We start from the raw sequence: 22,217 nt of genomic DNA on the forward strand, positions 1-22,217 counted from the left end.
TCTCTGATTTTTGTTTTCTTGGTCTTGGCGTTCCTGGGCTTTGCGTCAGCCTACTTCATCCCCGGCAAACTCCGGCGCGGCAATCGCGCCCTCCTTGTGAAGCGCGGCAATCTCGTCGGCGTCAAAGCCGTAAGCGCTCAGGATTGCACTTGTATGCTCGCCGTAGAGCGGCGCGCCCGAGCGCACCTTGCCGGGCGTCTGCGAGAACTTGATCGGCAATCCAATCGTCTTCACTTGGCCGAGCGTGGAATGCTCGACCTCGACCACCATTTCACGCGCGATGGTCTGCGGGTCGGCGAGGGCCTGCAGCATGTCGTTGACAGGCCCGCAGGGGACGCCGGCCTCCTCGAGCGCAGCCAGCCAGTATTCGGCGGATTTGGTCTTGAAGCGCGCCGTGAGCACGGCTTCCAGTTCCTTCAGATGCCCCATTCGATCGGCGCCGGTCGCAAACCGCGGATCCCGCGACAGTTCGGTTGCATCAAGCACTTCGAGCGTGCGCATCCAGTTTTTCTGGTTGGCGCCGCCGACCACGATCCACTTGTCTGATGTTTCGAACGCCTGGTAGGGCGCGTTGAGCGGATGGGCCGAACCCATCGCCTGCGGCGCCACGCCGGTGGCCATCGCAATCGCTGCCTGCCAGTAGGTCTGAACGAGGGCGGCCTCGAACAGGGAGGTTTCGACCCATTGCCCCTCGCCGGTTTTGAGACGGTGGGCATAGGCGGCGAGGATGCCCATGGCCGCGAGAATTCCAGCCGTGATGTCGGAAAGCGGCGCACCGCATTTGACCGGTGGTCCGTCGGGCCGCTCGCCGGTGAAGCTCATGATGCCGCTCATCGCCTGCGCCACCAGATCGAAGCCGCGGCGATGCTTGTACGGGCCGGTGCGGCCAAAGCCTGATAGCGAGCAGTAGATCAGGGCAGGGTGCGCCTTCTTGATATCGGCGTAACCGAAACCGAGCTTGTCCATCACCCCGGGGCCGAAATTCTCAACCAGCACGTCTGCCGATCCGATCAGGCGCCGCAGCACCTTTGCGCCGCCCGCTGTCTTCAGATCCAGCGCAATGCCCTTCTTGTTGCGGTTCATCATCAGGAATGAGGCCGCCACGTCGCCGATCCTGGGAGGGACCATGTAGCGGGTGTCGTCGCCGGCCGGAATCTTTTCGATCTTGATGACTTCGGCGCCCATGTCGGCGAGCATCAGCGTGCAGGTCGGGCCCGCCATGACGTGCGTCAGATCGACAACCTTCAATCCACTCAGCGGACCCATTGTTTCTCCCGCAATCTTTGTTGTTGTTCTTGTTGTTGCTTAGTCACCAGTCCATTGCGGCTGGCGCTTACCCAGGAAGGCATCCATGCCTTCGCGGAAATCCCGGCTTTGGTAACACATCAGGATCAGGTCCTCGTCTTCGGCCGGCTTCGGCTGCGCGCGAAGCAGCGCCTGCTTGGTGGCACGCAGCGTCAGCGGGGCGTGACCTGCGACAAGCCGCGCCAGTTCATCGGCCCGCCGTTCGAGGGCGGATAGATCCTCAACGACTTCATGCAGCAGGGCGATGCCGGCGGCCTCTTCGGCTTCGATCAGGCGCGCGGTAAAAATGATCTCCTTGAGCCGCGTTGCCCCGATCAGGCCCGAGAGCCGGCCGATACTGGATGCCGACAGGCAGTTGCCGAGCGTGCGCGCGATCGGAAACCCGAATTTCGCGGTCCTGGTGCCGATGCGCAGATCGCAGCATGCGGCGATCGCGGCGCCGCCGCCGGTGCAAGCGCCGTTGATCGCCGCAATGGTCGGCACGGCGCATTGTTCGAGTGTGGTCAGCACGCGGTCGATCCGGGCCTCGTAGTCGATGGCATCCTGCGGGGTGTTGAACGCGCGAAACTGATTGATGTCGGTGCCGGCCGCGAACGCCTTGTCGCCCGCGCCGCTCAGGATCAGCACCTTGAGGCTGCGGTCGCCGGCGGCGGCTTCGCAGATCGCGGCCAGCCGCTCATACATGCCGAAGGTCAGCGAGTTTCTCGCCTGCGGCCGGTTGAAGATGATCCGGCCGATGCCGTCGCGGACCTCGTAAAGCAGGTCTGTGTCGGGGGTGACGTTTTCATTCATTTTCTTGACAGACCCCTCAGGATGGAACCTCAGTTTGGCTGTAGAGGGCATTTTTGAATGCAAAAGATATCCAATGCAACAGGATTCTGGTCGAATTTGCTTGGTGCAGATCATTTTTGCATTCAAAATGGTTCCGTGAGTCGCTGAGGAGAACCTCGATATGATGCATGACGAGGTGGTCTCCCGCCTCAGGCACGTCTTGACGGAGGGCGAAATCCCGCCGGGCGCGCGCATCCCGGAGCGCGAGCTGTGCGCGTCGTTCGCGATATCGCGTACGCCGTTGCGCGAGGCGCTCAAGGTGCTCGCGGCCGAAGGGCTTGTCGTGCTGCTGCCCAATCGCGGCTCGCGCGCCGCCAAGCTCACCCGAAAGGACGTCAAGGAGCTGTTTGAAGTCTGCGAGGCGCTCGAGGCCGCGGCCGGTGAGCTGGCATGTCCGCGCATTTCCGATGCGCAACTGCGCGAAATTGCCGAGCTGCAGGCCAACATGGTCGAGCATTATCGCGCGCAGGACCTCTTGTCGTACTATCGGTGCAACCGGTTGATCCACGAGGCCATCGTGCGCGCGGCCGATAACGCGGTGCTTGCCGGCTTCTATGAGTCGATCGCCGCGAGGATACGGCGGGCACGGTTCATCACGCCGATGTCGCCTGAGCATTGGACGCTCGCCATCCAGGAGCACGAAGGAATCCTGAACGCGCTGCAGCGGCGCGACGCCGGCGGGCTCGCCCATATTCTGCGTAACCATCTGCGGCGCAAGCGCGAGGAAGTCGTCCGGGCCGGCTTCGCCGAGGGTGAATGATCGCTGTCGTCCAACTGGTGCAGCCGCACCACGCTCTCTTACATGATCTGCGCCGTCACGATCCCATAGAGAACGAACACCGCGCCCAGGCCCCAGACCATCCCGGGAATCTGCGACCGGCGGCCCATGGTGACTTCCAGTGCGAGATAGCACAGCGTCCCCAGCGCCATTCCGTTGATCAGATTGTTGGTCAACACCGTCACCAGCAGCGTCAGCACGATCGGCGCCGCATTGCCGAGGTCCATCATGTCGATGCGTGCGAGGCCCTGCATCATCAGGATGCCGACCAGCACCAGCGCCGGCGCGGTTGCCTGCGGCGGAATGATCACGAAGACCGGCCAGAAGAACAGCGCGAGGCAGAAGAAGGCGGCGACCGTCAGCGACGTCAGGCCGGTGCGTCCGCCGGCCTGCACGCCGGTGATGGATTCGATATAGGCTGTTACCACCGAGGTGCCTAGCAGCGGACCCACGATCGTGGCCGTTGCGTCGGTGGCGAAGGCGGCGGTGGCATTGGGGATCGAGCCATCGGGCCGTCGCAGATTGGCGGCGCCCGTTACGCCGATCAGCGTGCCGAGCGTCGAGAAGAATTCGGCGCACAGGAAATAGAACAACAGCGGCAACGCCACCAGGAAATGGGTGAAGAGGTAGCCGACATCCATCGCCATGAAGGTGCTGGTCGGCCAGCGCGGCCAGGACAGGATGGCCGAGGGCACGGAGGTCACCATCTTGCCGTTGGCGCCGGGAACGAAGAGGCCGATCAACGTCAGTGCTGCGATCGACAGGATCAGCGCACCGGGAACGCGGCGTGCGACCAGAACCGGGGTCAGCAGGAGGCCGGCCAGCGTCAGCAGCATCGCCGGGCTGCGCAACGATCCCATGGCGATGAAGGTCGAGGGATTTTGCACGATGAATCCGGCGCCACGCAGCGCAATGAACACGATCAGCGTACCGACCGCGGCCTGGATGCCGATCTTCAGCACCTCCGGAACGTCCCTAGCGACCCGCTCGCGCAGCTTGGATAGGCTGAGGATCAGGAACAGCACGCCGGTGAACGCGACCATGGCCAGCGCGCCCTGCCAGGGCATGCCCATCTGCTTCACGATCACATAGGTGAAGATGACGTTCGAGCCCATCGCCGGCGCGACCGCGAGCGGCAGATTGGCGGTCAACCCCATCATGACGCAGCCGAAGATCGCCGCGATTGCGGTGGCGCTGACGAGATCGGCGCGATCCATTCCGGCGCCCGACATGATCGCCGGGTTCACCGCAATGATATAGGCCATCGCCGCGAAGGTGGTCGCGCCGGCGATCACTTCGCGCCCGACGCTGGTGCCGCGTTCGGTCAGGCGAAAGAAACCGTCGATCGAGCGTGCAGCGGGAGCCGATGAAGTGGCGGCATTTGCTGCGGTCGGACCGGAGGCCAGTTGCGGCGGTGTCATCTCGTTCATGGTGTCCCCTCCGATCGTTGCCGTCACCAGACCACTGGATGCGGCTGGCCCGTCTGCACGTTGATGAAACCGAGCGGGGCCTGCTCGCATGGCGCGACCAGCACCCAACTCCACGGCGCGCAGGTCAGGGTCGCGAACATCAGCCGCTCCGGAAATCCCGGATACCAGCGCGGCCGGTAGGTCGGCTCGAACATCCAGTCCACCTTGCGGCCCTCGGCGTAGAGCGCCTGCATGTCGGCATCGAGCGCTTCGGCGGGACGGCAACTCATCAAACCGCCGACCTCGAACCGGACGGTGGCCGCGAGTTCCCCCTCGCGCACCAGAGCCCAGCCGCCCTGCAGTTCGACCAGGGCGTTGACGGCCTTGGCCATCGCGGCGTCCGAGGAGCCGACGACCCAGATGTTGTGCTTGTCGTGCGCCACCGAGCAGGCGACCGCCGTGTCCGGCGTGCGCGGTCCGCAACCGCGCCAGAACATTTTTGAGACGCGGCCGTCGCCGGAAAAGCGGTCGACGATCGCGAATTTGGTGATCGCCTGACTTTCGTCCCGCTGCACGGCGCCGTCGCGCACCGGCAGTTCGAGGGTGTAGAAATCAGGATGCCAGTGGAACGGCCGGATAACGGCGGCCTTCATGGTGGCGCGGCCGGGCTCGGCGGCGAGCGCGAAATCCTGCGGCTGGATCGTGCGGTTGATATTGACCGTCCTGGTCGCCCATTCCGGCCATCTGATCTCCGGAACCGGGCCGATGTAACGCTTGCCGTCCGACACCTGGGCGCCGTCGGCCCATACTTCGGCGATATCGAGCTTGCCGACATCCGACAGCAGCACGACGTCGCCGAAGCGGCCGGGCGACAGGCTGCCGACATACGGGGTGAGGCGCATGTGGCGCGCCGGATTGATGGTCAGGCACTGGATCGCAATTTCAGGTGCAAGGCCCGCCTCGATCGCGACGCGCGCATTGTGGTCGCTGGCGCCGGTTTCAAGCGTGTGGCTGGCGCTGCGGTCGTCTGTCGTGAACGCGATCTGCGACCAATCCTGCAGGCCCCGCGCCAGCAGCCACGCGACGATCTCGGCCATCGCGTAGACGCGCAGTTCGACGAACAGGCCGCGCGTCAGCTTGTCCCAGGTTTCCTCCGGCGTCTGCACTTCATGGTCGGAAGCGAGCCCCGCCGCGGCAAAGGCGTTGATGGACGGCAGGTCCCGCAAGCCTGCGGCATGCCCTTCGACGACGCCGCGCGCTGCGAAGGTCGCCTCGATCATGCCCCAGATCCGCGCGTAGGACGGATTTTCCGGATTCCATACCGCGGGCCAGTCCATCACTTCATCGAGCCCGGTGACCATCAGGCTCTGGCCCATGAAATGCGCCTGCTCCTTGCCGCCGTACCAGCCGCCGCCCCACTCATAGGCGGTGGGCGGCACCGCCGATCCGGGCTGGGGAAAGATCTTCAGTGGCGACCCGCGCCGGCGCGCCTCGAACCAGAATTCGAGATTGCGCTCGCCGTTGACGTTGGAAAACTCGTGGCTGGCTTCGCAGGTCCAGGTATTGCCGCGCGGCAGCACCAGCGCCGCCTCCCATTCCGGCGTCAGATGCGAGCTTTCGATGTGCTTGTGGACCTCGCCGAAGCCCGGAACGGCCGCCAGATCTGGCCGATGCACACGTTCGCGGACCTCGCCGGGATAGCTGCCCGCCGGTCCGACCCAGGCGATGCGGCGGCCCTTGAAGACGATCTCCTGGTCCTCGCTCCAGCTCCGGCTGTGCACGTCGAGCAGGCGCCCGACCCGCAAGGCACGGTCGGCCGGGCGGCGGCCGAGGGCCGTCAGCACCAGGTCCTGACGGATGCGAATCTCGTCGCTTGCATTGATCAGCAGATCGTCCGGGATCGCGTTCAGGGGTGCCATGGCTCTGTCCAGTTCCTACGCCGGTGGTTTCGCGGCCGTCCGTTTTCGCTTTGATCGACTGTCCTTGTCGGAAGACAGTCGCGCGGCGGCGGTATCCCGCCGGCGAACGTCCTTCAGCAGCGTGGTCAGCGCCCACTCGATCGCATCGGCGATCTCGCCGCTGGACATGCCGAAGTCCTCGCGCAGTGCGCTCCAGGCCAGCACATTATTGAGATAGGTCGCGAGCGCCTCGGCCTGGCGGACCTCCTTCGGCTTCAGGTGCCGCGTCAGTGGTGCCATCGCCTTGCGATGATGTTCGATCAGACGGCGCCGGAAGCCGGCCCGCATGGTGCGGCCGGCCCGGGTCAGGGCGATGGCGCGCGCAAGATGCGGATGACGATCGAAACTCTTGCACAGCTTGCGAAAGATGTCGGGCAACTCGTCCGGTGAGGTGAACGGAACGTAGCCGAAGACATTGTCCTCGATCCATTCGCCGGCCGCGGCGAGAAGCTCCGCGCGTGTCTTGAAATGCCGATAGATGGTGCGCTCGGCGACCTTGGCGCGCTTGGCGACATCAGCCATGGAAACATCGTCGCCGGCTCCGTCCGCGAGGGATTCGACAAAGGCGACCACGATGCGCTGGCGTGTCAGCGCGGCGTACTCGTCGCGCAATTCGGAGCTCTGTCGCTTGACTGTACTCATGTCATAACTATGACATCAGCGGATTTGGCGCGGCAAGGTCAGATTTTGGGCATTGACGCCGCGTCAGTGTGCGGCTGGTTCGGCTGGCCGGAAAACAACAAGGTAGGGCGATGCCGAGGCATTCGCGCGCACGTCCTCGCCCGAGGAGCTGAGGAAGATCGCGGCCGCGATCCAGACCGAAGTCTATGATCGGGTGATCCATATTCCGCTCGGGCAGTATCTCGTGACGGCTGCGTGGCGCAAATCGCCGTCCGGCGTCCTCGACGGCCCGGCGACGCCGGTGTTCTGGAATGTCGACAAGTCGGAGGGACGGACGCGCGCTGGCTGTGCACGCGATCATCGCAAGCTGATTAAAACGATTCCATTTTCAAACGCTTCTAAACTGGATGGGCGCTATCGGCCTTGAGGGCGAAATGCGTGGATTGCATAGTGGCCGCATGAACGCTTCCGAACCGCGTTGATGTCGCATATCTACGACCACATTTTCGAGCAGTTCCGCATCGTCGATCCCGATGACAATGACAGGTCGATCGTGGAAGATTTTGCCAGCCGCACGCAATGGCTGGAGACGCCGGGCTGCCTTTTCCAGCGCAACAATACGGTGCTGGGCACCCGAATTCGCACTGAAGGTGTCATCAAGGCAGGGCTTTTTGTCTCCGTGATACTCAAGGGGGCAGGGAGCGGCCGGGCGCGCAAGGGCGCCACCCGGATCAACTATTCGGATGCTTCCATCGTGGTCATGGCGCTCAGAGAGCCGACCCTGTGGGACGGCGATGCGCCGCGCGGCGCGCACATGCAGGCGGCCGGCGTCGCCTTTCCCGTCGCGTCCCTGGAGCGGCTCGGGTTGATGGAGGAATTCATCGGACTGTTCGACACAAGGGATCAAAACGTCTTCGTCGCTTCGCTGAAGGCGTCGCCCCGGATCAAGGCGATCGCCATGGAGATGATTTCCCCGGTGGCCGACGGCCGGACCGCCGAGCTGCTGCTGTCGGCGCATGCGACCGAGATGCTGGCCCGAGCCATGCTGGCGCTGCGCGGCAACGAGGGCGTCAGTCTCGTATCCGACCATAAGCGTTTACGCCTGCAGGCGGTCAGGGAACTGATCGAATCCGATCTGCGGCATCCCTGGACGATTGCCGAGCTGGCAAGGCACGCCGGTGTCAGCCGCCGCTCGTTCACCGCGCAATTTCATCGGGTCTATGGCGTCAGCGCATCGGAATATCTTCGAACCAGCCGGCTGAAATCGGCGCGCGAAGCCTTGCTGCATCAGGGATTGTCGGTCACCGAGGCGGCCTATGCCGTGGGCTATGCCAACCCGGCGAATTTTTCCACGGCGTTCCGCCGGCATTTTGGCTACGTGCCGAGCAGCTGCCAGCGCGACGGATTGTCCTGACATCACCGCATTCCAAGTGGGGAGCCGGCCGCCTGCGTGGCGGCGGGCGACATCATGCTGCGCCGATGCGTGACCGGGCGGCGTGTTCCAGCGTGGAACTTGGAGAGTGTCGACGCACGATCAAAGGTTTTTTGCGCAAACGCAAAGGCGCCCAAAAATCAAATCTGATCTCTCGTGAATGGGGATTGGATAACGGGGATGTGATCATGCGTGATTCTGTTAAGCCGTCGGTGTGGGGCGTGGCATCCAAGGCGTTTTTCTGTGTAACCGTATTCGGGTTGGCCATGCAGATCGGGCCGGTTCACGCGCAGTCCGGCCAAACCTTGCCGCCCGTCACCGTCGATGCACCGAAGCCGCAAGCGGCGCGTCCAACCCAGCCGGCGAGAAGGGCCGCAAGGTCGCAACGCGCGACCAGGCAGGTCGCGGCACCCGCCCGGCAGCAGGTGGTGGAACAGAACGCCGGTGGCGGCCCCGCGAGAGAACGCGCCAACGGCCCGGTGAATGGGATTGTCGCGCGGCAGAGCGCAACCGGAACCAAAACCGACACGCCGATTCTCGAAACGCCGCAATCGATCAACGTCATACCCAGGCAGCAGATCGAGCAACAGGGCGCGCAGAGCGTCGCAGAGGCCATTCGGTATACGTCGGGGACGCAGGGCGGTTTGTACGGCGCGGGGTCCGTGTTCGACACCGAGGTCAGGGTCCGTGGCTTTATCGCACCGCGTTATCTTGACGGCCTACGCCTGCCTTACGATACGACAATTCAATTTGCTCAGCCGAGGACAGAGCCGTACGGGCTCGAACGAATCGAGATTCTCAAAGGACCCGCCTCGGGCATTTACGGCCAGGCGTCTCCCGGCGGCATTCTCAACATGGTCAGCAAGCGCCCGACCACTGAGCAGCGCGGCGAGGTAGAGGCACAGACAGGCAGCTTTAATCGGATTCAGGGGGCCTTCGATGTCTCCGGTCCGATCGACAAGAATCGCGAATTTCTCTATCGCGTCGTCGGGCTGGCGCGCGAAAGCGACACGTTTGTCGACATGAACAAGGAGCAGCGCTATTTCATAGCGCCGAGCTTCACGTGGCAGCCGACCACCGACACCAGCCTCACAGTGCTGGCCAGCGCGCAGCGCGACCGCCTTAACGGCCAGGTCCATCAATACCTGCCGGCATATGGTACGCTCCTCGCCAACCCCAACGGTCGAATTCCCGTCAGTAGGTACACCGGCGAACCGGCGTTCGACCGGATCGGGTACGACCAGGCCATGATCGGCTACGAGTTCAAGCATCGCTTCAATGAGGCCCTCGAGTTCCGCCAGAACATGCGGGTGGCGTCGGTCGATATTGATATGTTTTCGATGCGCAATGCCGGGACGCTTTGCCCTGTGGCGGGCGGCCATCCCGCCTGCGCGGGTGCTTTCGATCCGGCGCAACGCATCACGTTGCGCGATGCGAATTTTGTTGGCGGCAGCACGAAGAATTTCGCGATCGACAACCAACTGCAGGCGGACTTCAACACGGGCTGGCTGCGTCACAAGGTATTGGCCGGCCTGGACTACCAGAAAACCTCGATCGATACGGACTACCGCGGGACCTTCCCCGGCTTCCCGATCGATGTCTACAATCCGGTCTATAACGCGACGCCGCTGCCGACCAAGGCCGGGCTGATCCCGTTCATCAACACGTCGACAAGCAAGGACCAGATGGGCATCTACATTCAGGACCAGATCAAGCTGGATCGCTGGAATCTGGTGCTGACGGGACGGCATGACCGTGCGACTGCCGAGACAACCAACAGGCTGGCAAACGTGATTGTCCCGCAGGATGATTCCGCGTTCACCGGAAGGGTTGGTCTCAACTACGTGTTCGATATCGGCCTGGCTCCCTACATCAGCTATTCCACGTCGTTCGAGCCGGTCGCAGGGTTGTCGCTTGTTTCGGCAACGGGACAACCCTTCAAGCCCACGACGGGGGAGGGTATAGAGGCGGGCATCAAGTACGCCCCACCCGGCACCAGCATGCTGTTCACGGCTGCGATCTTTGACATGACCCAGAAGAATGTCGTGGTGAACACGCCGACATTTGTTCCGTTCCAGGTTGGCGGAATCCGCGTCAAGGGGGTGGAAGCCGACTTCCGCGCGAGCGTCACTGACAATTTCGACATCATTGCCGGCGGTTCCCATCTCATACCGATCGTGGAGGATCACGTGAATCCTGCCATCATCGGCAAAGATGTTGCGAGCGTGAATCGCGATAGCGCATTCCTGTGGGGTCTCTACAAGTTTACCGGGGGACCGGTCGCCGGCCTTGGCTTGGGAGGGGGCGTCCGATACACGGGGAGCTTGTTCGGCGACGACGCCAACCTGATCAGGGTCCCCGGCTATACACTGTTCGATGCGGTGCTGACGTACGACTTCAGCTATCTGAACCGTGATTGGCGTGGTCTTCATCTGCGGGTCAACGCCATCAACATCACCGACAAATATCACGTGACGAATTGCTTCACCGGCCTTGCTTTCTGCGCGCTGGGTCAGCCCCGCACCGTCCTCGCGACACTGACCTATCGCTGGGGCGAAACCGCAAAGCCGCCGGCGCTTGTGACGAAGTATTGAGCTCGGATGTCGGGATGCCGGAGGTGTGAATGGCACCGGCATCCTATCGGGACGGAGGAAGAGTCAATTGACGCCGGCGACACGATCCCTTCGCAGATGGGGCGCCGTCCATAAATGGACGAGCCTTATCTGCACGATTTTCATGCTGATGCTGTGCATCACCGGCCTGCCGCTGATCTTTCATCATGAGATCGACGAGCTCCTGCACAGCGAGGTGAAGCCGGCCGAGGTCGCGCCCGGCACGCCGTTCGCCGATCTGGACAAGCTGCTCGCCAACGCGATGGCGAATGCGCCCAAAAATCCACCGATGCCGGTGCCGCATTTCCTGATCTGGGACCGCGACGATCCCAACGCGATGTTCGTCAGCGTCGGCGAGTCCCTTACGTCAGACCCGACCAACAATCGCTTCGTCCGGATGGATTCGCACACCGGCGCCTATCTCGATTCGCCCGACGTCACCGGCCGCTTCACCTACATCATGCTGAAGCTGCACACCGACATGTTTGCGGGTCTGCCGGGCAAGCTGTTCCTTGGCCTGATGGGGATCCTGTTCTGTGTCGCGATCATCTCGGGCATCGTGGTCTATGCGCCGTCGATGCGGAAGCTGGACTTCGGCACCTACCGCAGCCAGCGCCCGCGCATCGTGCGCTGGCTCGACATCCATAATCTGGCGGGCATTCTGCTTGTGATGTGGACGCTGGTGGTCGGCTTCACCGGCGTGATCAACACCTGGGCCGACCTTGTCCTGAAGATGTGGCAGTACGGCCAACTCGCCGAGATGACGTCGCAATACCGCGATCGCGCGCCGCCCACCAGGCTGACCTCGCTGCAATCGGCTGTGACCGTCGCGACGGACGCGGTGCCGGGCATGACGCCGAGCTTTGTCGCCTTCCCCGGAACGCTGTTCAGCAGCAAGAGCCACTATGCCGTCTTCCTGAAGGGCGACACGCCGGTGACCTCGCGCCTGCTCAAGCCGGCCTTGATCGATGCGGAAACCGGCAAGCTGACCGACAGCCGCGACATGCCCTGGTACGTCACGACGCTGTTCATTTCGCAGCCGCTGCATTTTGGCGACTATGGTGGCATGCCGCTGAAGATCCTCTGGGCGCTGCTCGACGTGCTGACGATCATGGTGTTGGGAACCGGCGTCTATCTCTGGCTGCGCCGGCGCAAGACCGGCGCCAGCGTCGATCGGGCCATCGCGCAGGGGTCCGCCCTCGATACGCCCGTGCTGTCCCGGTGATCGCTTGAGAAATCATCGCAACCTGCGGCAAATCTTTGCGCTGCCGATTTTGATCGGCATCCTCTCCACCGTGGGCCTGGTCGCTGCCCTCGTCGGTGACGGCTGGTGGGACGGCCTGTCGTGGAGTTCGCTGTCCTTGCCGGTCCTGCTGTATTTTTTCTTCACCATCCGCAGACAGGCGACGTCGCGCGATTAATTGCTGCGACATTTGTGTGACGCCGCAACTGCCAGGAAATCCGCCTAAGACAAATTGCCAAGAGAAAGTCGTCTCCATGGCAAACTTCCGACACATGATGGCGGCGAAAAGGGGCTCTCCGACATGACGCTGGCGCGGCGGCAAACCGGTTCCGGTTTTGCCGTCGTGTGCATTTTAAAAGGGGCCTCGATGTCGCACAAATTCCTGCCCTCGCTGCTGCTCGCTTGTGCGCTGTTTGCGTTCCCCGCGTTGGCGCAGACCAATGCGGCGCCGGCCGCCGCTGCGCCGGCAACCAACAACGCCAATGCACTGACGCCGGATCAGGCGAAGCGGGCGCTGGAGACATTGCAGGACGACAAGAAGCGCGCGCAAATGATCGATACGCTGCGGGCGATCGCGGGTGCGTCTTCATCGCCGCAGGCCGCCGAGCCCACGCCCGAAGCGAAGCCGGCCATCCCGCTCACCGCTGACAGCCTTGGCGCGCAACTGCTGCTGACGGTCTCCGAACAGGTCGGCGAGATATCGGGCGAAGTTACGCATCTGGTGCGCTCGATAACGCATTTTCCGGCGTTCTATTATTGGTTCCTGCGAACCGTCAACGATCCCGCGGCTTACGGCCAGATATTCGACATCGCGTGGAAACTGGCGCTGGTGTTCGGCTGCGCTTTCGCCGCCGAATGGCTGGTGTTCCGCCTGATCAAGCGGCCGGTGGCGCTGTTGGAAGCGCGCCTGCCGCAAACCGCGCGCGCGCCGGCGCAGACGCTGGCAATGGTCGATCCGCCATCCTCCGCCGCTGACGTCACCGTCGAGCCGGCGCTGCACCGGCGGCGTCTCAGCCTGGCGCGGGCCTGGCAGTCGCTGATCAGGTTGCCGTTCGTGCTGGGACGGCTCGCGCTCGAACTGCTGCCGGTACTGGTCTTCGTCGGCGTTTCTACAATGCTGCTGAGTACCGAGATCGGCGACCGCCCGACGGTCCGGCTTGCCATCCAGGCGGTCGTCAACGCCTATGCGCTGTCGCGCGCGCTGATCTGTGCCTCGCGCGCGCTGGCCGGGCCGTACGGCCTGTTCCGGGTCCGTGCCGAGACCGCAGCCTATATCGAGATCTGGGTCCGGCGCATCGTCGCCGTCGGCGTATCCGGCATCGCCTTTGCAAACGTGGCGCTGCTGCTCGGGCTGAGCCGCGGCGGCTATGCCGCACTGCTGCGCCTCGTGATGCTGGTCGTGCATCTCTTTATCGTCGTCATCATCCTGCAATGCCGCCGCCAGATCGCGGACGCCATTCGTGCGCCGAACGGTCGCACGGGCGCGGCCGCCCAGATACGCAACCGCATTGCCGGTGTGTGGCACTATCCCGCAATCGCGCTCGACCTTGCGCTCTGGACGGTGTGGGCGCTGCACATCCGCAACGGCTATTCGCTGTTGTTGCAGTATTTCGTCGGCGGCATCGCCGTCATCCTGATTGCACGACTCGCGATTATCGTGGTGTTGAGCCTGATCGATCGCGGCTTCCGCATCCGCCCCGAAATTCTGCAGCGCTTTCCGGGTCTGGAGACCCGCGCCAATCGCTATCTGCCGCTGTTGCGCAAGATCGTCGCTTCGGTCATCGCCTTTATGGGCTTCGTCGCATTGCTCGAGGTATGGGGCATCGACGCCATCGTATGGTTCTACGGCGGGCAAATCGGCAGCCGGCTGGTGTCGGCGGTGGTGACGATCGGCATCGCCGCGCTTGCGGCCGCCGCGATCTGGGAGGTCGCCAACGCGCTGATGGATCGCCAGGTCAATGCGCTGTCGCGCGAGGGGCATTACGCGCGCGCGGCGCGGCTGCGCACGTTCCAGCCGATGTTGCGGACGGCGCTGCTGTGCCTGATCGTCACGGTGGTCGGTCTGACCACGCTCAGCGAAATCGGCGTCAACGTCGCGCCGCTGCTGGCCGGCGCCGGCATCGTCGGCATCGCCATCGGCTTCGGTTCGCAGAAGCTGGTGCAGGACCTCATCACCGGGCTGTTTCTGCTGCTGGAAAATACCGTCCAGGTCGGCGACAACGTCACGGTGTCCGGGCTATCAGGGACGGTCGAGAATGTCTCGATCCGCACCATCAGGCTACGGGCGGGTGACGGCTCGGTGCACATCGTTCCCTTCAGCGCGGTGACGACGCTCACCAATTCGAGCCGCGGCGCCGGCAATGCGTCCGTCAGTGTCAATGTATCCTACAAGGAAGACACCGACCGTGCCGGACAGATCCTCAAGGACATCGTCGGCGAAATGCGCCGCGAGGACGCATACCGCCACGCGATCCGCGGCGATCTCGAATTGTGGGGCATCGACAAGGTCGATGGTTCGATGGTCTCGATCGTCGGTCAGATCCGCTGCACCGACAGCGGGCGCTGGCCGGTGCAGCGCGAGTTCAACCGGCGCATGAAACAGAAATTCCAGGACGCCGGAATCGAACTCGCCTCCACGGGACAAACCATCCTGATGCAGATCCCGCAGCCTTCCGAGGTGGCGCCGGAGCAGATGCCGCGGCGCGCGGCGGGCTGATGGCGACGATCAAATTTCGGGTATTTAGGTTAGAGCGATCCGCCTGCACTGTCGCCGTCATCCCCGGGATGAACGCAATTGCGTTCACCCGTAGGTGCGCGCTCTTGCGCGCCTCGAAGGATGAGTACAACCCGTGTCCCATCCTTCGAGGCTCGCTGCGCTCGCACCTCCCGAGCGAACGCAAGTGCGTTCGTCCGGGGATGACGTCTGCGCGGATTTAGTCCAAAGCCATCGACGCCCTAATACGCCCCGCGCGGTCGCCGTCCCGCAGGCGCCTGCGTCACACCATAATAAGGATTGGTGATGCACTGGGCGGCGCGGCCCGTCGCGGCGCACTGCGCCAGCGAGGTAAAGCGGCATATGATGGCGCTGCCATTGTGGCTGTAGGTCTGGATGCAGATCGGGTAGGCCGGATCATAGGTCTGCGCCCGAACGGGCGCTGCGGTCAAAAGTGCTGCGACGGCCACGACAATTATAGCTGGAATGCGCACGGGTGGGTTCCTCTCTGCACGCGGTTCTCAATCGAGGGAGCCCCGACATCAGGCCCTCACTCCTCGCCACCCACAAACCGCGCCAGCGTCTCGTTGCTGTAATTCTCTCCCGCCGACATCGCGCAGATGCGTGAGAGCTGCACGTAAGCGAGCCCGGTTTCCTCGGCCCAGGCGTTGAACTGCGCCTGCACTTTGGCAAGGTCGCGCTTCGAGGTCACCGTCTCCGCGATATCGAGGCCGGCGTCGCGCAGGCACGTCACCATGTCCTTTGACGTGACGAAGCCGTCCCACCCGAGAAAGCGCAGCATCATCTGGCCGGTGTTGCCACCGAGCCGGCTGCCGCGCTTGGCGAGCAGGTCGAGCAGTCCGATCTGGTCGGAGGAGGGCCAGTTCGAGAGAAATTTGCCGAAGCTGCCATGTTCTTTGGCGATCTCGCGCACGAAACTCGCATTTGATCGCACCGACATGATCTTGGCTCCGTTGCGCACGATGCGCGTGTCCTTCATCAGCGCGTCCCAGAATTCATCCGCCTGCAGCGTCAGCGGCCCGGGCTTGAAGCCGAGAAACGCCTTCTCGAAGCCGGGCCATTTGTTCTCGATCACGCTCCAGGCAAAGCCGGCCGAAAACACCCGCTTGGTCATCTCGGCGAGAATGCGGTCATCGCTCATTTTGGCGAGCGCCTTCGCCTCCGGCTTCGGCGGCAGCAGCTTCTGCAGCGCCTTCGGTCCGCCCTTGCGCTTCTCGGCGCGCGCGCGAATGGTCTTGAACGGGATGGTCATGCGGAAATCCTGCGGCTGTCTGGTTCAACTGCCGTTCCCTGCTTATAGCGCGAAACAGCGACCTGTCCGCCGTGCTACCCTTCGTCATTCCGGGGCGCGCGCAGCGCGAGCCCGGAATCCATCCAGCCGTACGTTCTGTCGCCCGATGGATTCCGGGCTCGATGCTACGCATCGCCCCGGAATGACAGCCAAATTTGGAATGCCGTCCTCTCCTGGTCATTGCGAGCGCAGCGAAGCAATCCATGGCGCGCCCAGCCGAGGAATGGATTGCTTCGCTGCGCTCGCAATGACGGCGGGGTGCGGCAAAACAACCCGACGGGCAAATCAGTTCCGGTTTTCGGAAATCGTGTCAAGCAGAAAAATTCTGCAAATCAAAAATATTTCTGTTGTCGGTCGACCCAAATCAGTGCGCATCTATCGCCATCCCGTCCTACTCAGAAGGGCGTCGGCCGTCGTCACGGACGTTGGACGGGTTGCGGTGGACGCTGGTTCACGTCTGACGACGGCGTGGATTTAAGCGTACGGCAAAACCGTGTGGTCCTGGCGCCCGTTGCAGGCGTCAAGCTGTCGGAGAAGCGCAAGCGGAAACGGCAGCGACGGAGTCAACCAAGAACTCGTCTCCGGGGAGAGCACGGCATAAGCCGTAAAGCCATTGCGCAGGGAAGGCCGGGTGTTCTCCGCTGCCCTGTATGCTCGTGTGCAGCCTACTTAGTGCAAACCGCACACGGGACCGCGGGTGCAGCGCGCACCCGGTCTTCCCTGCGCCCTCTCACTGGAGGGCGGGAAGTTTCTGGCAAAGCTCGGGCAGTCATGCCGCGAGATCGCGAAACTGCGTTTAGACCACGGTGCAGCAACAAACACCGCCGTCGTCCCGGCCTTGAGCCGGGACCCATAACCACAGGAAGAAGTTTTGCGAATGGTCTCTGTTACCGAGCCTCATCGAGAGATCACGCGGTATGGGTCCCGGCTCAAGGCCGGGACGACACCGAGTTCTATCACTCCCCCTTCACAAACCGCGCAAACGCTTCCGCATAATCCTTGTGCCAGCGCGACAGCGCCGGACGGTTTTCGACGATGTCGCCGGCGGCCCACAGCATGCGCCGTTCGTCGAGTTGCCGCGGCACGTCATTGTCAGGGCACAGGATGTAGAAATCGCCGGCATCGATGCGTTCAATCATGAAGTCGACGGTTTGCTCGGGCGTCCAGGCACCATCAGGTTTCTCGGTGCGGCCGCGGGAGGTGAGGGCGGTGAAGACGTGACCGGGGATCATCAGGTGCGCGCTGATCTGGCAGCCATCGGTGTTACGCAGCTCGTGCTGCAGCGCCTCGGTGAGCGCTTTCACGCCGGCTTTGGAGACATTGTAAGCGGGATTGCCGGGTGGCGTCGTAATACCTTGCTTGGAGCCGGTGTTGATGATGAGCCCGGGCCGGCCGCGTTCGATCATGTGCGGCGCGAAAACCTGGGTGCCGTGGATGATGCCCCAGAGGTTGACGTTCAGAATGCGCTGCCAGTTCTCCAGCGGCCCAAAGCTGTTGCTGTCGGGGCCGATGCCGGCATTGTTCATCAGGATGTCGGTGCCGCCGAACCGCTTCTGCACCGCAGCTTCGAGCCTGGCGACGTCCTCAAACCGGCTGACATCGACCTCGGCGGTCATCACATCGGCGTCGCCACCCTTGGCGACAGACGACAGTTTTGTGGCAGCCTCCGCCAGCCGCGCGGCGCCGATATCGGCGATACAAACCTTCATGCCGAGGCCGGCGAACCGCATCGCGGCCGCAAGCCCGATGCCGGACGCGCCTCCGGTGATCACGGCGACATGATTGGTGGACATGGCAGGGTGGGGCATGCAGACTTCCTCCGGACACAAATCGGGTTAGACTACTTATCAGCGCAAATCTTCATCAGGACAATATCGGTACGTACGAACCGGCATGGCAGGTCTTCATTTCCCGTCCCGCTTCCGGAGGCTCGTTCCGCTTTACGGTTCGGTGCCCAACGCTATAGTTATCCGGATATAACGATTTTCATCACAAGAACGGCTATCGATCCAAGGGAGTAAATACATGGCTGTATCACAGGCAATTCCGATCACGCGCCACCCCTATGCGGATGGTTCCTACAAGAAGATGCTGATCGACGGCCAATGGGTCGATGCGGCCTCCGGCAGGAAGTTCGAGACCCATAACCCGGCGACCGGCGAACTGCTCGCCACGGTGGCCGAGGGCGACGCCGAGGACATCAATCGCGCGGTGGCGGCGGCCCGGCGGGCCTTCGAGGGTCCGTGGAGCAAGGTCAAGCCGTTCGAGCGGCAGAACCTGCTGCTGAAGCTCGCCGATCTCGTCGAGAAGAATTTCGAGGAGCTGTCGCAGCTCGATACGCTCGACATGGGCGCGCCGATCAGCCGCACCCGCGGCAACCGGCTGCGCGTGCTCGGCATGCTCAGGTATTACGCGGGCCAGGCGACCGCGCTGCATGGCGAGACCATCGAGAACTCGCTGCCCGGCGACATCTTCTCCTACACGCTGAAGGAACCGGTCGGCGTCGTCGGCGCGATCATTCCCTGGAACGGCCCGCTCAGCGCCAGCGTCTGGAAGATCGGTCCGGCGATCGCGACCGGCTGCACCGTGATCCTGAAGCCGGCCGAGGAATCGCCGCTGACCTCGCTGCGCCTGGCCGAACTCTGCATGGAGGCCGGCATCCCGCCCGGCGTCGTCAACGTGGTGCCTGGGTACGGCGAGACCGCGGGCGCGGCACTGTCCTCGCATTCCGGCGTCGACAAGGTCGCCTTCACCGGCTCGCATGTGACAGGGCAAGCCATCGTCAGGGCCTCCGCCGGCAACCTCAAGCGCGTGTCGCTGGAGCTCGGCGGCAAGTCGCCTGATATCGTGTTCGCCGACGCTGATCTCGATGCGGCGGTGCCGGGCGCGGCGATGGCGGTGTTCGCCAATTCCGGCCAGATCTGCAGCGCGGGCACGCGGCTGTTCGTCGAGCACAAGATCTATGACGAGTTCGTCGGCCGCGTCGCCGAATTCGGCAAGAAGCTGCAGGTCGGCAACGGCCTCGATCCCAATACCCAGATCGGACCGCTGGTGTCGGCGGAGCAGATGAAGCGCGTCTCCAGCTATCTCTCGATCGGCCAGGAGGAGGGCGCCAAAGCGCTGACCGGCGGTACGCCGCTGACCGAAGGCGCGCTGTCGAAGGGCTATTTCGTGGCGCCGACGGTGTTCGCCAATGTGCAGGACAATATGCGGATCGCGCAGGAGGAAATCTTCGGCCCGGTGATTTCGGCGATCTCCTTCAAGGACACCGACGAGCTGATCGCGCGCGCCAACGCCACCACGTTTGGATTGGGCAGCGGCGTCTGGACCACCAATGTCAGCAAGGCGCATCAAATTGCAAAATCGCTGCGCGCCGGCTCGGTCTGGGTCAATTGCTACCAGGCGATGGATCCGGCGGTGCCGTTCGGTGGCTACAAGATGAGCGGCTACGGCCGCGAGTCAGGCAAGCAGCACCTTGAGGAGTATCTCAACGTCAAGGCGGTCTGGATCAAGACGGGTTAAAGAAGGTCTATGTCGTCCCGGCGAAGGCCGGGACCCATACTCCGCGGCCCATCGGTGAGAGTGCTGGCGTTAGTTGCCTTCTATAACAACGAGCGTCACGGCGTATGGGTCCCGGCCTTCGCCGGGACGACCACTTAATAACTGGCGGTCGCTCACCCCGCCCGCTTCTTCCGGCCGATCTCGCTGCGCAGCGCCTGCAACTCCTTGCGCGCCGCGCTCGCGGCGTTGCGTTCGATCTTGCGGTAGCGCTTGACCAGCGAGATGCCGAACGACGTCAGCACCGCGCCGCCGCCGTTCTTGCCGCCGGTCTGCCGCTCGACGGCGGCCTGCCGGCAGATGCGGTTGATCTCGTCGACCAGATCCCATGCCCGCTTGTACGACATCTCCATCGCGCGGCCGGCGGCCGAAATCGAGCCGCATGTGTGGATATTCTCCAGCAGCTGGATCTTGCCCGGCCCGATCCGAGCGTTTGCATCCAGATCGATGCGTACGCTGAGCGAAGGAAGCGATTTGGCACTCGATTTCGGCATGAAATGCTTGCTCACTACATCGGTTCGAGCGGGCTACCGCTTCGCTTTCAAAACAAAAGCTGCTCCAGTCTTTTACGGGCAAGCGGAACCGGTTACATACTCGTATGAATACGGAGAAGTTGGAGTTCCACACCGGCATGAATTACCCATCATTGTTTTCCCCGCTGCAGATCGGTCCCTACCAGCTCAAACATCGTCTCGCCCTGGCGCCGCTGACCCGGATGCGGGCGGAAAAGCCCAGCCTCGCGCCGCGGCCGCTGAACGCGGAATATTACGCCCAGCGCGCGACGCCGGGCGGATTGCTGATTGCCGAGGCCTCGCCCGTGATGGCGACGGGGTATGGCAGCCCCGGCGTCCCCGGAATTTATACCGAGCAGCAGATCGCCGGCTGGCGAAAGGTCGTCGATGCCGTTCACGCCAAGGGTGGCGTGATCTTCCTGCAGCTCTGGCATGTCGGCCGCGTTTCGCATTCCTCGTTCCAACCCGGTGGCGTGCTGCCGGTGGCGCCCTCGGCGGTTGCGATCCCGCCCGATCTGAAGACCGGGACGGCCGACGGCAAGGCCGTGACCTACGAGACACCGCGCGCGCTCGAGTCATCCGAAATCCCTGATGTGGTCGATGCCTACCGGCAGGCGGCGAAGAATGCGCTTGCCGCCGGCTTCGACGGCGTCGAGATCCATGGCGCCAACGGTTATCTGATCGAGCAGTTCCTGCAGTCGCATACCAATCTGCGCACCGATCAATATGGCGGCGGAATCGAAAACCGCACGCGTTTCCTGATGGAAGTGACAGAGGCCGTGGTCGAGGTCTGGGGCGCGAGCCGCGTCGGCCTGCGGCTGTCGCCCTACGGCATCGCCAATGGCAGCGGCGAGCCCGACCCGATGCCGCTCTATAGCCATGTCGTGCAATCGCTCAATCCGCTCGGGCTCGCCTATCTGCATTTCATCGAACCGCGCTCCAGCGGCGCCGGCCGCGCCGAGGTCAACCATCAGAACGTGCCGTCGGCGATGGTGCTGTTCCGCCCCATTTGGAAAGGCGTGCTGATCACGGCCGGCGGCTTCAGCGGCGAGACCGCTGACGCCGCGATCGCGGCCGGCCATGCCGACGCGATCGCGTTCGGGCGGATATTCATCTCCAACCCGGATCTGCCGCGCCGCCTGCAACGCGGCTTCCCGCTGACGCCCTATAACCGCGCGACCTTCTATGGCGGCGACGTCGCCGGCTACACCGATTACCCCGCGCACGACGAGTTGGCGCAGGCTTAGCACTTCACCGTCATTGCGAGCGAAGCGAAGCAATCCATGGAGCCACAAAGAAAGAATGGATTGCTTCGCTCCGCTCGCAATGACGAAACGTGAGGACCGAGCATGTTTCCCGAGCTCGAAGAAACCGAAAAGAAGAAAACAAAACCGGTGGCGGTGGGCAAACCCGCCGCCGGCCAATGCCTGTGCGGAAAAGTCTGCTTCGAGATCGACGTGCCGGCGCGTTGGGCCTGGCACGATCATACGCCGTCGAGTCGCCGCGCGCACGGCGCGGCCTACGCGACCTATGTCGGAAGCTGGCGCAAGCGCTTCCGCATTACCAAAGGCAAGACCTCCATCACGCGCTATGAAGACGAGGCGACCAAGACCGCTCGCAGCTTCTGCAGCAGCTGCGGCACGCCGATCGCCTACGAGCGGCCGCGTTCGCCGCACATGGTCAACATCCCGCGCGCGCTGTTCACCGGCCGCACCGGCCGCCAGCCGCTCTATCACATCGCGATCGAGGAGCTGCAGGAATGGGCCTATACCGGCGAGCCGCTGGTGCCGCTGAAAGGTTATCCCGGCGTGGTCTGGCAGCGCTCGAAAAAGAAGAAACGCGGCGATCGCGAGGGGATGTTCTGATCGCACGCTCTCCCGCGCAATGCAGCCATGACCGCGCTCCATTTGATCTCATCATTGCCGATCGTCAT

Annotated in this window: 18 protein-coding genes and 1 pseudogene; 10 read left to right on the forward strand and 9 right to left on the reverse strand. The window is 63.3% G+C overall.

Annotated elements, in window-relative coordinates; genetic code table 11:
• Nucleotides 1-45: 45 nt before the first annotated feature.
• Complete coding sequence (locus JQ629_RS01865; RefSeq protein ID WP_212410765.1) at nt 46-1,266, reverse strand: CaiB/BaiF CoA transferase family protein; 1,221 nt, start codon at nt 1,264-1,266, stop codon at nt 46-48.
• A gap of 39 nt (nt 1,267-1,305) precedes the next feature.
• Nucleotides 1,306-2,097 (reverse strand): enoyl-CoA hydratase/isomerase family protein, encoded by a 792-nt coding sequence (locus JQ629_RS01870; RefSeq protein ID WP_212410766.1) that lies wholly within the window; start codon nt 2,095-2,097, stop codon nt 1,306-1,308.
• 160 nt (nt 2,098-2,257) lie between these two features.
• On the opposite strand from JQ629_RS01870, the gene JQ629_RS01875 reads away from it, so the two are divergent.
• The gene (locus tag JQ629_RS01875; protein WP_212410767.1) at nt 2,258-2,896 is read left to right on the forward strand and encodes a GntR family transcriptional regulator; all 639 of its coding nucleotides are present in this window, start codon (nt 2,258-2,260) and stop codon (nt 2,894-2,896) included.
• A gap of 38 nt (nt 2,897-2,934) precedes the next feature.
• Here JQ629_RS01875 and JQ629_RS01880 read toward each other — a convergent pair whose 3' ends face one another.
• Genes JQ629_RS01880 through JQ629_RS01890 form a run of 3 tightly spaced genes read right to left on the reverse strand, consistent with a single transcriptional unit; the run spans nt 2,935 to nt 6,923 of the window.
• A complete protein-coding gene (locus tag JQ629_RS01880; protein ID WP_212410768.1) occupies nt 2,935-4,344 on the reverse strand; it encodes an NCS2 family permease in 1,410 nt (469 codons plus the stop codon).
• A 23-nt stretch (nt 4,345-4,367) separates the two neighbouring features.
• The gene (locus JQ629_RS01885; protein ID WP_212410770.1) at nt 4,368-6,242 is read right to left on the reverse strand and encodes an adenine deaminase; all 1,875 of its coding nucleotides are present in this window, start codon (nt 6,240-6,242) and stop codon (nt 4,368-4,370) included.
• A 15-nt stretch (nt 6,243-6,257) separates the two neighbouring features.
• On the reverse strand, nt 6,258-6,923 hold the full coding sequence (locus tag JQ629_RS01890; protein ID WP_212410772.1) for a TetR/AcrR family transcriptional regulator: 666 nt from the start codon (nt 6,921-6,923) through the stop codon (nt 6,258-6,260).
• Nucleotides 6,924-6,995: 72 nt separating this feature from the next.
• On the opposite strand from JQ629_RS01890, the pseudogene JQ629_RS36940 reads away from it, so the two are divergent.
• From JQ629_RS36940 to JQ629_RS01920, 6 genes and pseudogenes are all read left to right on the forward strand, one after another.
• Nucleotides 6,996-7,230 (forward strand): annotated as a pseudogene (locus JQ629_RS36940) (ABC transporter substrate-binding protein); the annotation flags it as partial.
• Between the two features lie 153 nt (nt 7,231-7,383).
• Entirely contained in the window at nt 7,384-8,316 is a 933-nt protein-coding gene (locus JQ629_RS01900; RefSeq protein ID WP_212410776.1) for a helix-turn-helix transcriptional regulator, read from the forward strand.
• A gap of 65 nt (nt 8,317-8,381) precedes the next feature.
• A complete protein-coding gene (locus JQ629_RS01905) occupies nt 8,382-10,928 on the forward strand; it encodes a TonB-dependent siderophore receptor (protein ID WP_249134760.1) in 2,547 nt (848 codons plus the stop codon).
• Between the two features lie 67 nt (nt 10,929-10,995).
• Nucleotides 10,996-12,171, forward strand: a complete 1,176-nt coding sequence (locus JQ629_RS01910; protein WP_212410778.1) for a PepSY-associated TM helix domain-containing protein — start codon at nt 10,996-10,998, stop codon at nt 12,169-12,171.
• A gap of 4 nt (nt 12,172-12,175) precedes the next feature.
• Nucleotides 12,176-12,367, forward strand: coding sequence for a hypothetical protein (locus JQ629_RS01915; protein ID WP_212390252.1), 192 nt, complete (start codon nt 12,176-12,178; stop codon nt 12,365-12,367).
• A 189-nt stretch (nt 12,368-12,556) separates the two neighbouring features.
• Nucleotides 12,557-14,905: a mechanosensitive ion channel domain-containing protein gene (locus tag JQ629_RS01920; RefSeq protein WP_212410780.1), complete on the forward strand. Its 2,349-nt coding sequence runs from the start codon at nt 12,557-12,559 to the stop codon at nt 14,903-14,905.
• A 239-nt stretch (nt 14,906-15,144) separates the two neighbouring features.
• On the opposite strand, the gene JQ629_RS01925 is transcribed toward JQ629_RS01920, so the two are convergent.
• The 3 genes from JQ629_RS01925 to JQ629_RS01935 all read right to left on the reverse strand — a co-directional run bounded on the left by JQ629_RS01925 (nt 15,145) and on the right by JQ629_RS01935 (nt 18,022).
• Nucleotides 15,145-15,396 carry a DUF3551 domain-containing protein gene (locus tag JQ629_RS01925; protein WP_212410782.1) on the reverse strand — a complete coding sequence of 84 codons (252 nt, stop codon included), beginning with the start codon at nt 15,394-15,396 and terminating at the stop codon, nt 15,145-15,147.
• A gap of 56 nt (nt 15,397-15,452) precedes the next feature.
• Entirely contained in the window at nt 15,453-16,175 is a 723-nt protein-coding gene (locus tag JQ629_RS01930; protein ID WP_212410784.1) for a DNA-3-methyladenine glycosylase I, read from the reverse strand.
• A gap of 995 nt (nt 16,176-17,170) precedes the next feature.
• On the reverse strand, nt 17,171-18,022 hold the full coding sequence (locus JQ629_RS01935; RefSeq protein ID WP_212410786.1) for an SDR family NAD(P)-dependent oxidoreductase: 852 nt from the start codon (nt 18,020-18,022) through the stop codon (nt 17,171-17,173).
• Nucleotides 18,023-18,239: 217 nt separating this feature from the next.
• On the opposite strand from JQ629_RS01935, the gene JQ629_RS01940 reads away from it, so the two are divergent.
• Entirely contained in the window at nt 18,240-19,736 is a 1,497-nt protein-coding gene (locus JQ629_RS01940; protein WP_212410788.1) for an aldehyde dehydrogenase family protein, read from the forward strand.
• A 152-nt stretch (nt 19,737-19,888) separates the two neighbouring features.
• Here the strand turns inward: JQ629_RS01940 and JQ629_RS01945 are convergent, their stop codons facing one another.
• Complete coding sequence (locus JQ629_RS01945; RefSeq protein WP_212262959.1) at nt 19,889-20,266, reverse strand: winged helix-turn-helix domain-containing protein; 378 nt, start codon at nt 20,264-20,266, stop codon at nt 19,889-19,891.
• A gap of 137 nt (nt 20,267-20,403) precedes the next feature.
• On the opposite strand from JQ629_RS01945, the gene JQ629_RS01950 reads away from it, so the two are divergent.
• Both JQ629_RS01950 and JQ629_RS01955 read left to right on the forward strand, forming a co-directional pair.
• The gene (locus JQ629_RS01950) at nt 20,404-21,531 is read left to right on the forward strand and encodes an alkene reductase (RefSeq protein WP_212410790.1); all 1,128 of its coding nucleotides are present in this window, start codon (nt 20,404-20,406) and stop codon (nt 21,529-21,531) included.
• Nucleotides 21,532-21,633: 102 nt separating this feature from the next.
• A complete protein-coding gene (locus JQ629_RS01955) occupies nt 21,634-22,149 on the forward strand; it encodes a GFA family protein (protein ID WP_249134762.1) in 516 nt (171 codons plus the stop codon).
• The last annotated feature ends 68 nt before the right edge of the window (nt 22,150-22,217 follow it).

Origin of the sequence: Bradyrhizobium sp. AUGA SZCCT0222, assembly GCF_018130205.1 — a bacterium.
GTDB lineage: Bacteria > Pseudomonadota > Alphaproteobacteria > Rhizobiales > Xanthobacteraceae > Bradyrhizobium.

Bases quoted from the DNA above. Each gene is read 5' to 3' on its own strand.
- JQ629_RS01865 (WP_212410765.1), bottom strand. From the start codon at position 1,266: ATGGGTCCGCTGAGTGGATTGAAGGTTGTCGATCTGACGCACGTCATG.
- JQ629_RS01870 (WP_212410766.1), bottom strand. From the start codon at position 2,097: ATGAATGAAAACGTCACCCCCGACACAGACCTGCTTTACGAGGTCCGC.
- JQ629_RS01875 (WP_212410767.1), top strand. From the start codon at position 2,258: ATGATGCATGACGAGGTGGTCTCCCGCCTCAGGCACGTCTTGACGGAG.
- JQ629_RS01880 (WP_212410768.1), bottom strand. From the start codon at position 4,344: ATGAACGAGATGACACCGCCGCAACTGGCCTCCGGTCCGACCGCAGCA.
- JQ629_RS01885 (WP_212410770.1), bottom strand. From the start codon at position 6,242: ATGGCACCCCTGAACGCGATCCCGGACGATCTGCTGATCAATGCAAGC.
- JQ629_RS01890 (WP_212410772.1), bottom strand. From the start codon at position 6,923: ATGAGTACAGTCAAGCGACAGAGCTCCGAATTGCGCGACGAGTACGCC.
- JQ629_RS01900 (WP_212410776.1), top strand. From the start codon at position 7,384: ATGTCGCATATCTACGACCACATTTTCGAGCAGTTCCGCATCGTCGAT.
- JQ629_RS01905 (WP_249134760.1), top strand. From the start codon at position 8,382: ATGCGTGACCGGGCGGCGTGTTCCAGCGTGGAACTTGGAGAGTGTCGA.
- JQ629_RS01920 (WP_212410780.1), top strand. From the start codon at position 12,557: ATGTCGCACAAATTCCTGCCCTCGCTGCTGCTCGCTTGTGCGCTGTTT.
- JQ629_RS01930 (WP_212410784.1), bottom strand. From the start codon at position 16,175: ATGACCATCCCGTTCAAGACCATTCGCGCGCGCGCCGAGAAGCGCAAG.
- JQ629_RS01935 (WP_212410786.1), bottom strand. From the start codon at position 18,022: ATGCCCCACCCTGCCATGTCCACCAATCATGTCGCCGTGATCACCGGA.
- JQ629_RS01940 (WP_212410788.1), top strand. From the start codon at position 18,240: ATGGCTGTATCACAGGCAATTCCGATCACGCGCCACCCCTATGCGGAT.
- JQ629_RS01945 (WP_212262959.1), bottom strand. From the start codon at position 20,266: ATGCCGAAATCGAGTGCCAAATCGCTTCCTTCGCTCAGCGTACGCATC.
- JQ629_RS01950 (WP_212410790.1), top strand. From the start codon at position 20,404: ATGAATTACCCATCATTGTTTTCCCCGCTGCAGATCGGTCCCTACCAG.
- JQ629_RS01955 (WP_249134762.1), top strand. From the start codon at position 21,634: ATGTTTCCCGAGCTCGAAGAAACCGAAAAGAAGAAAACAAAACCGGTG.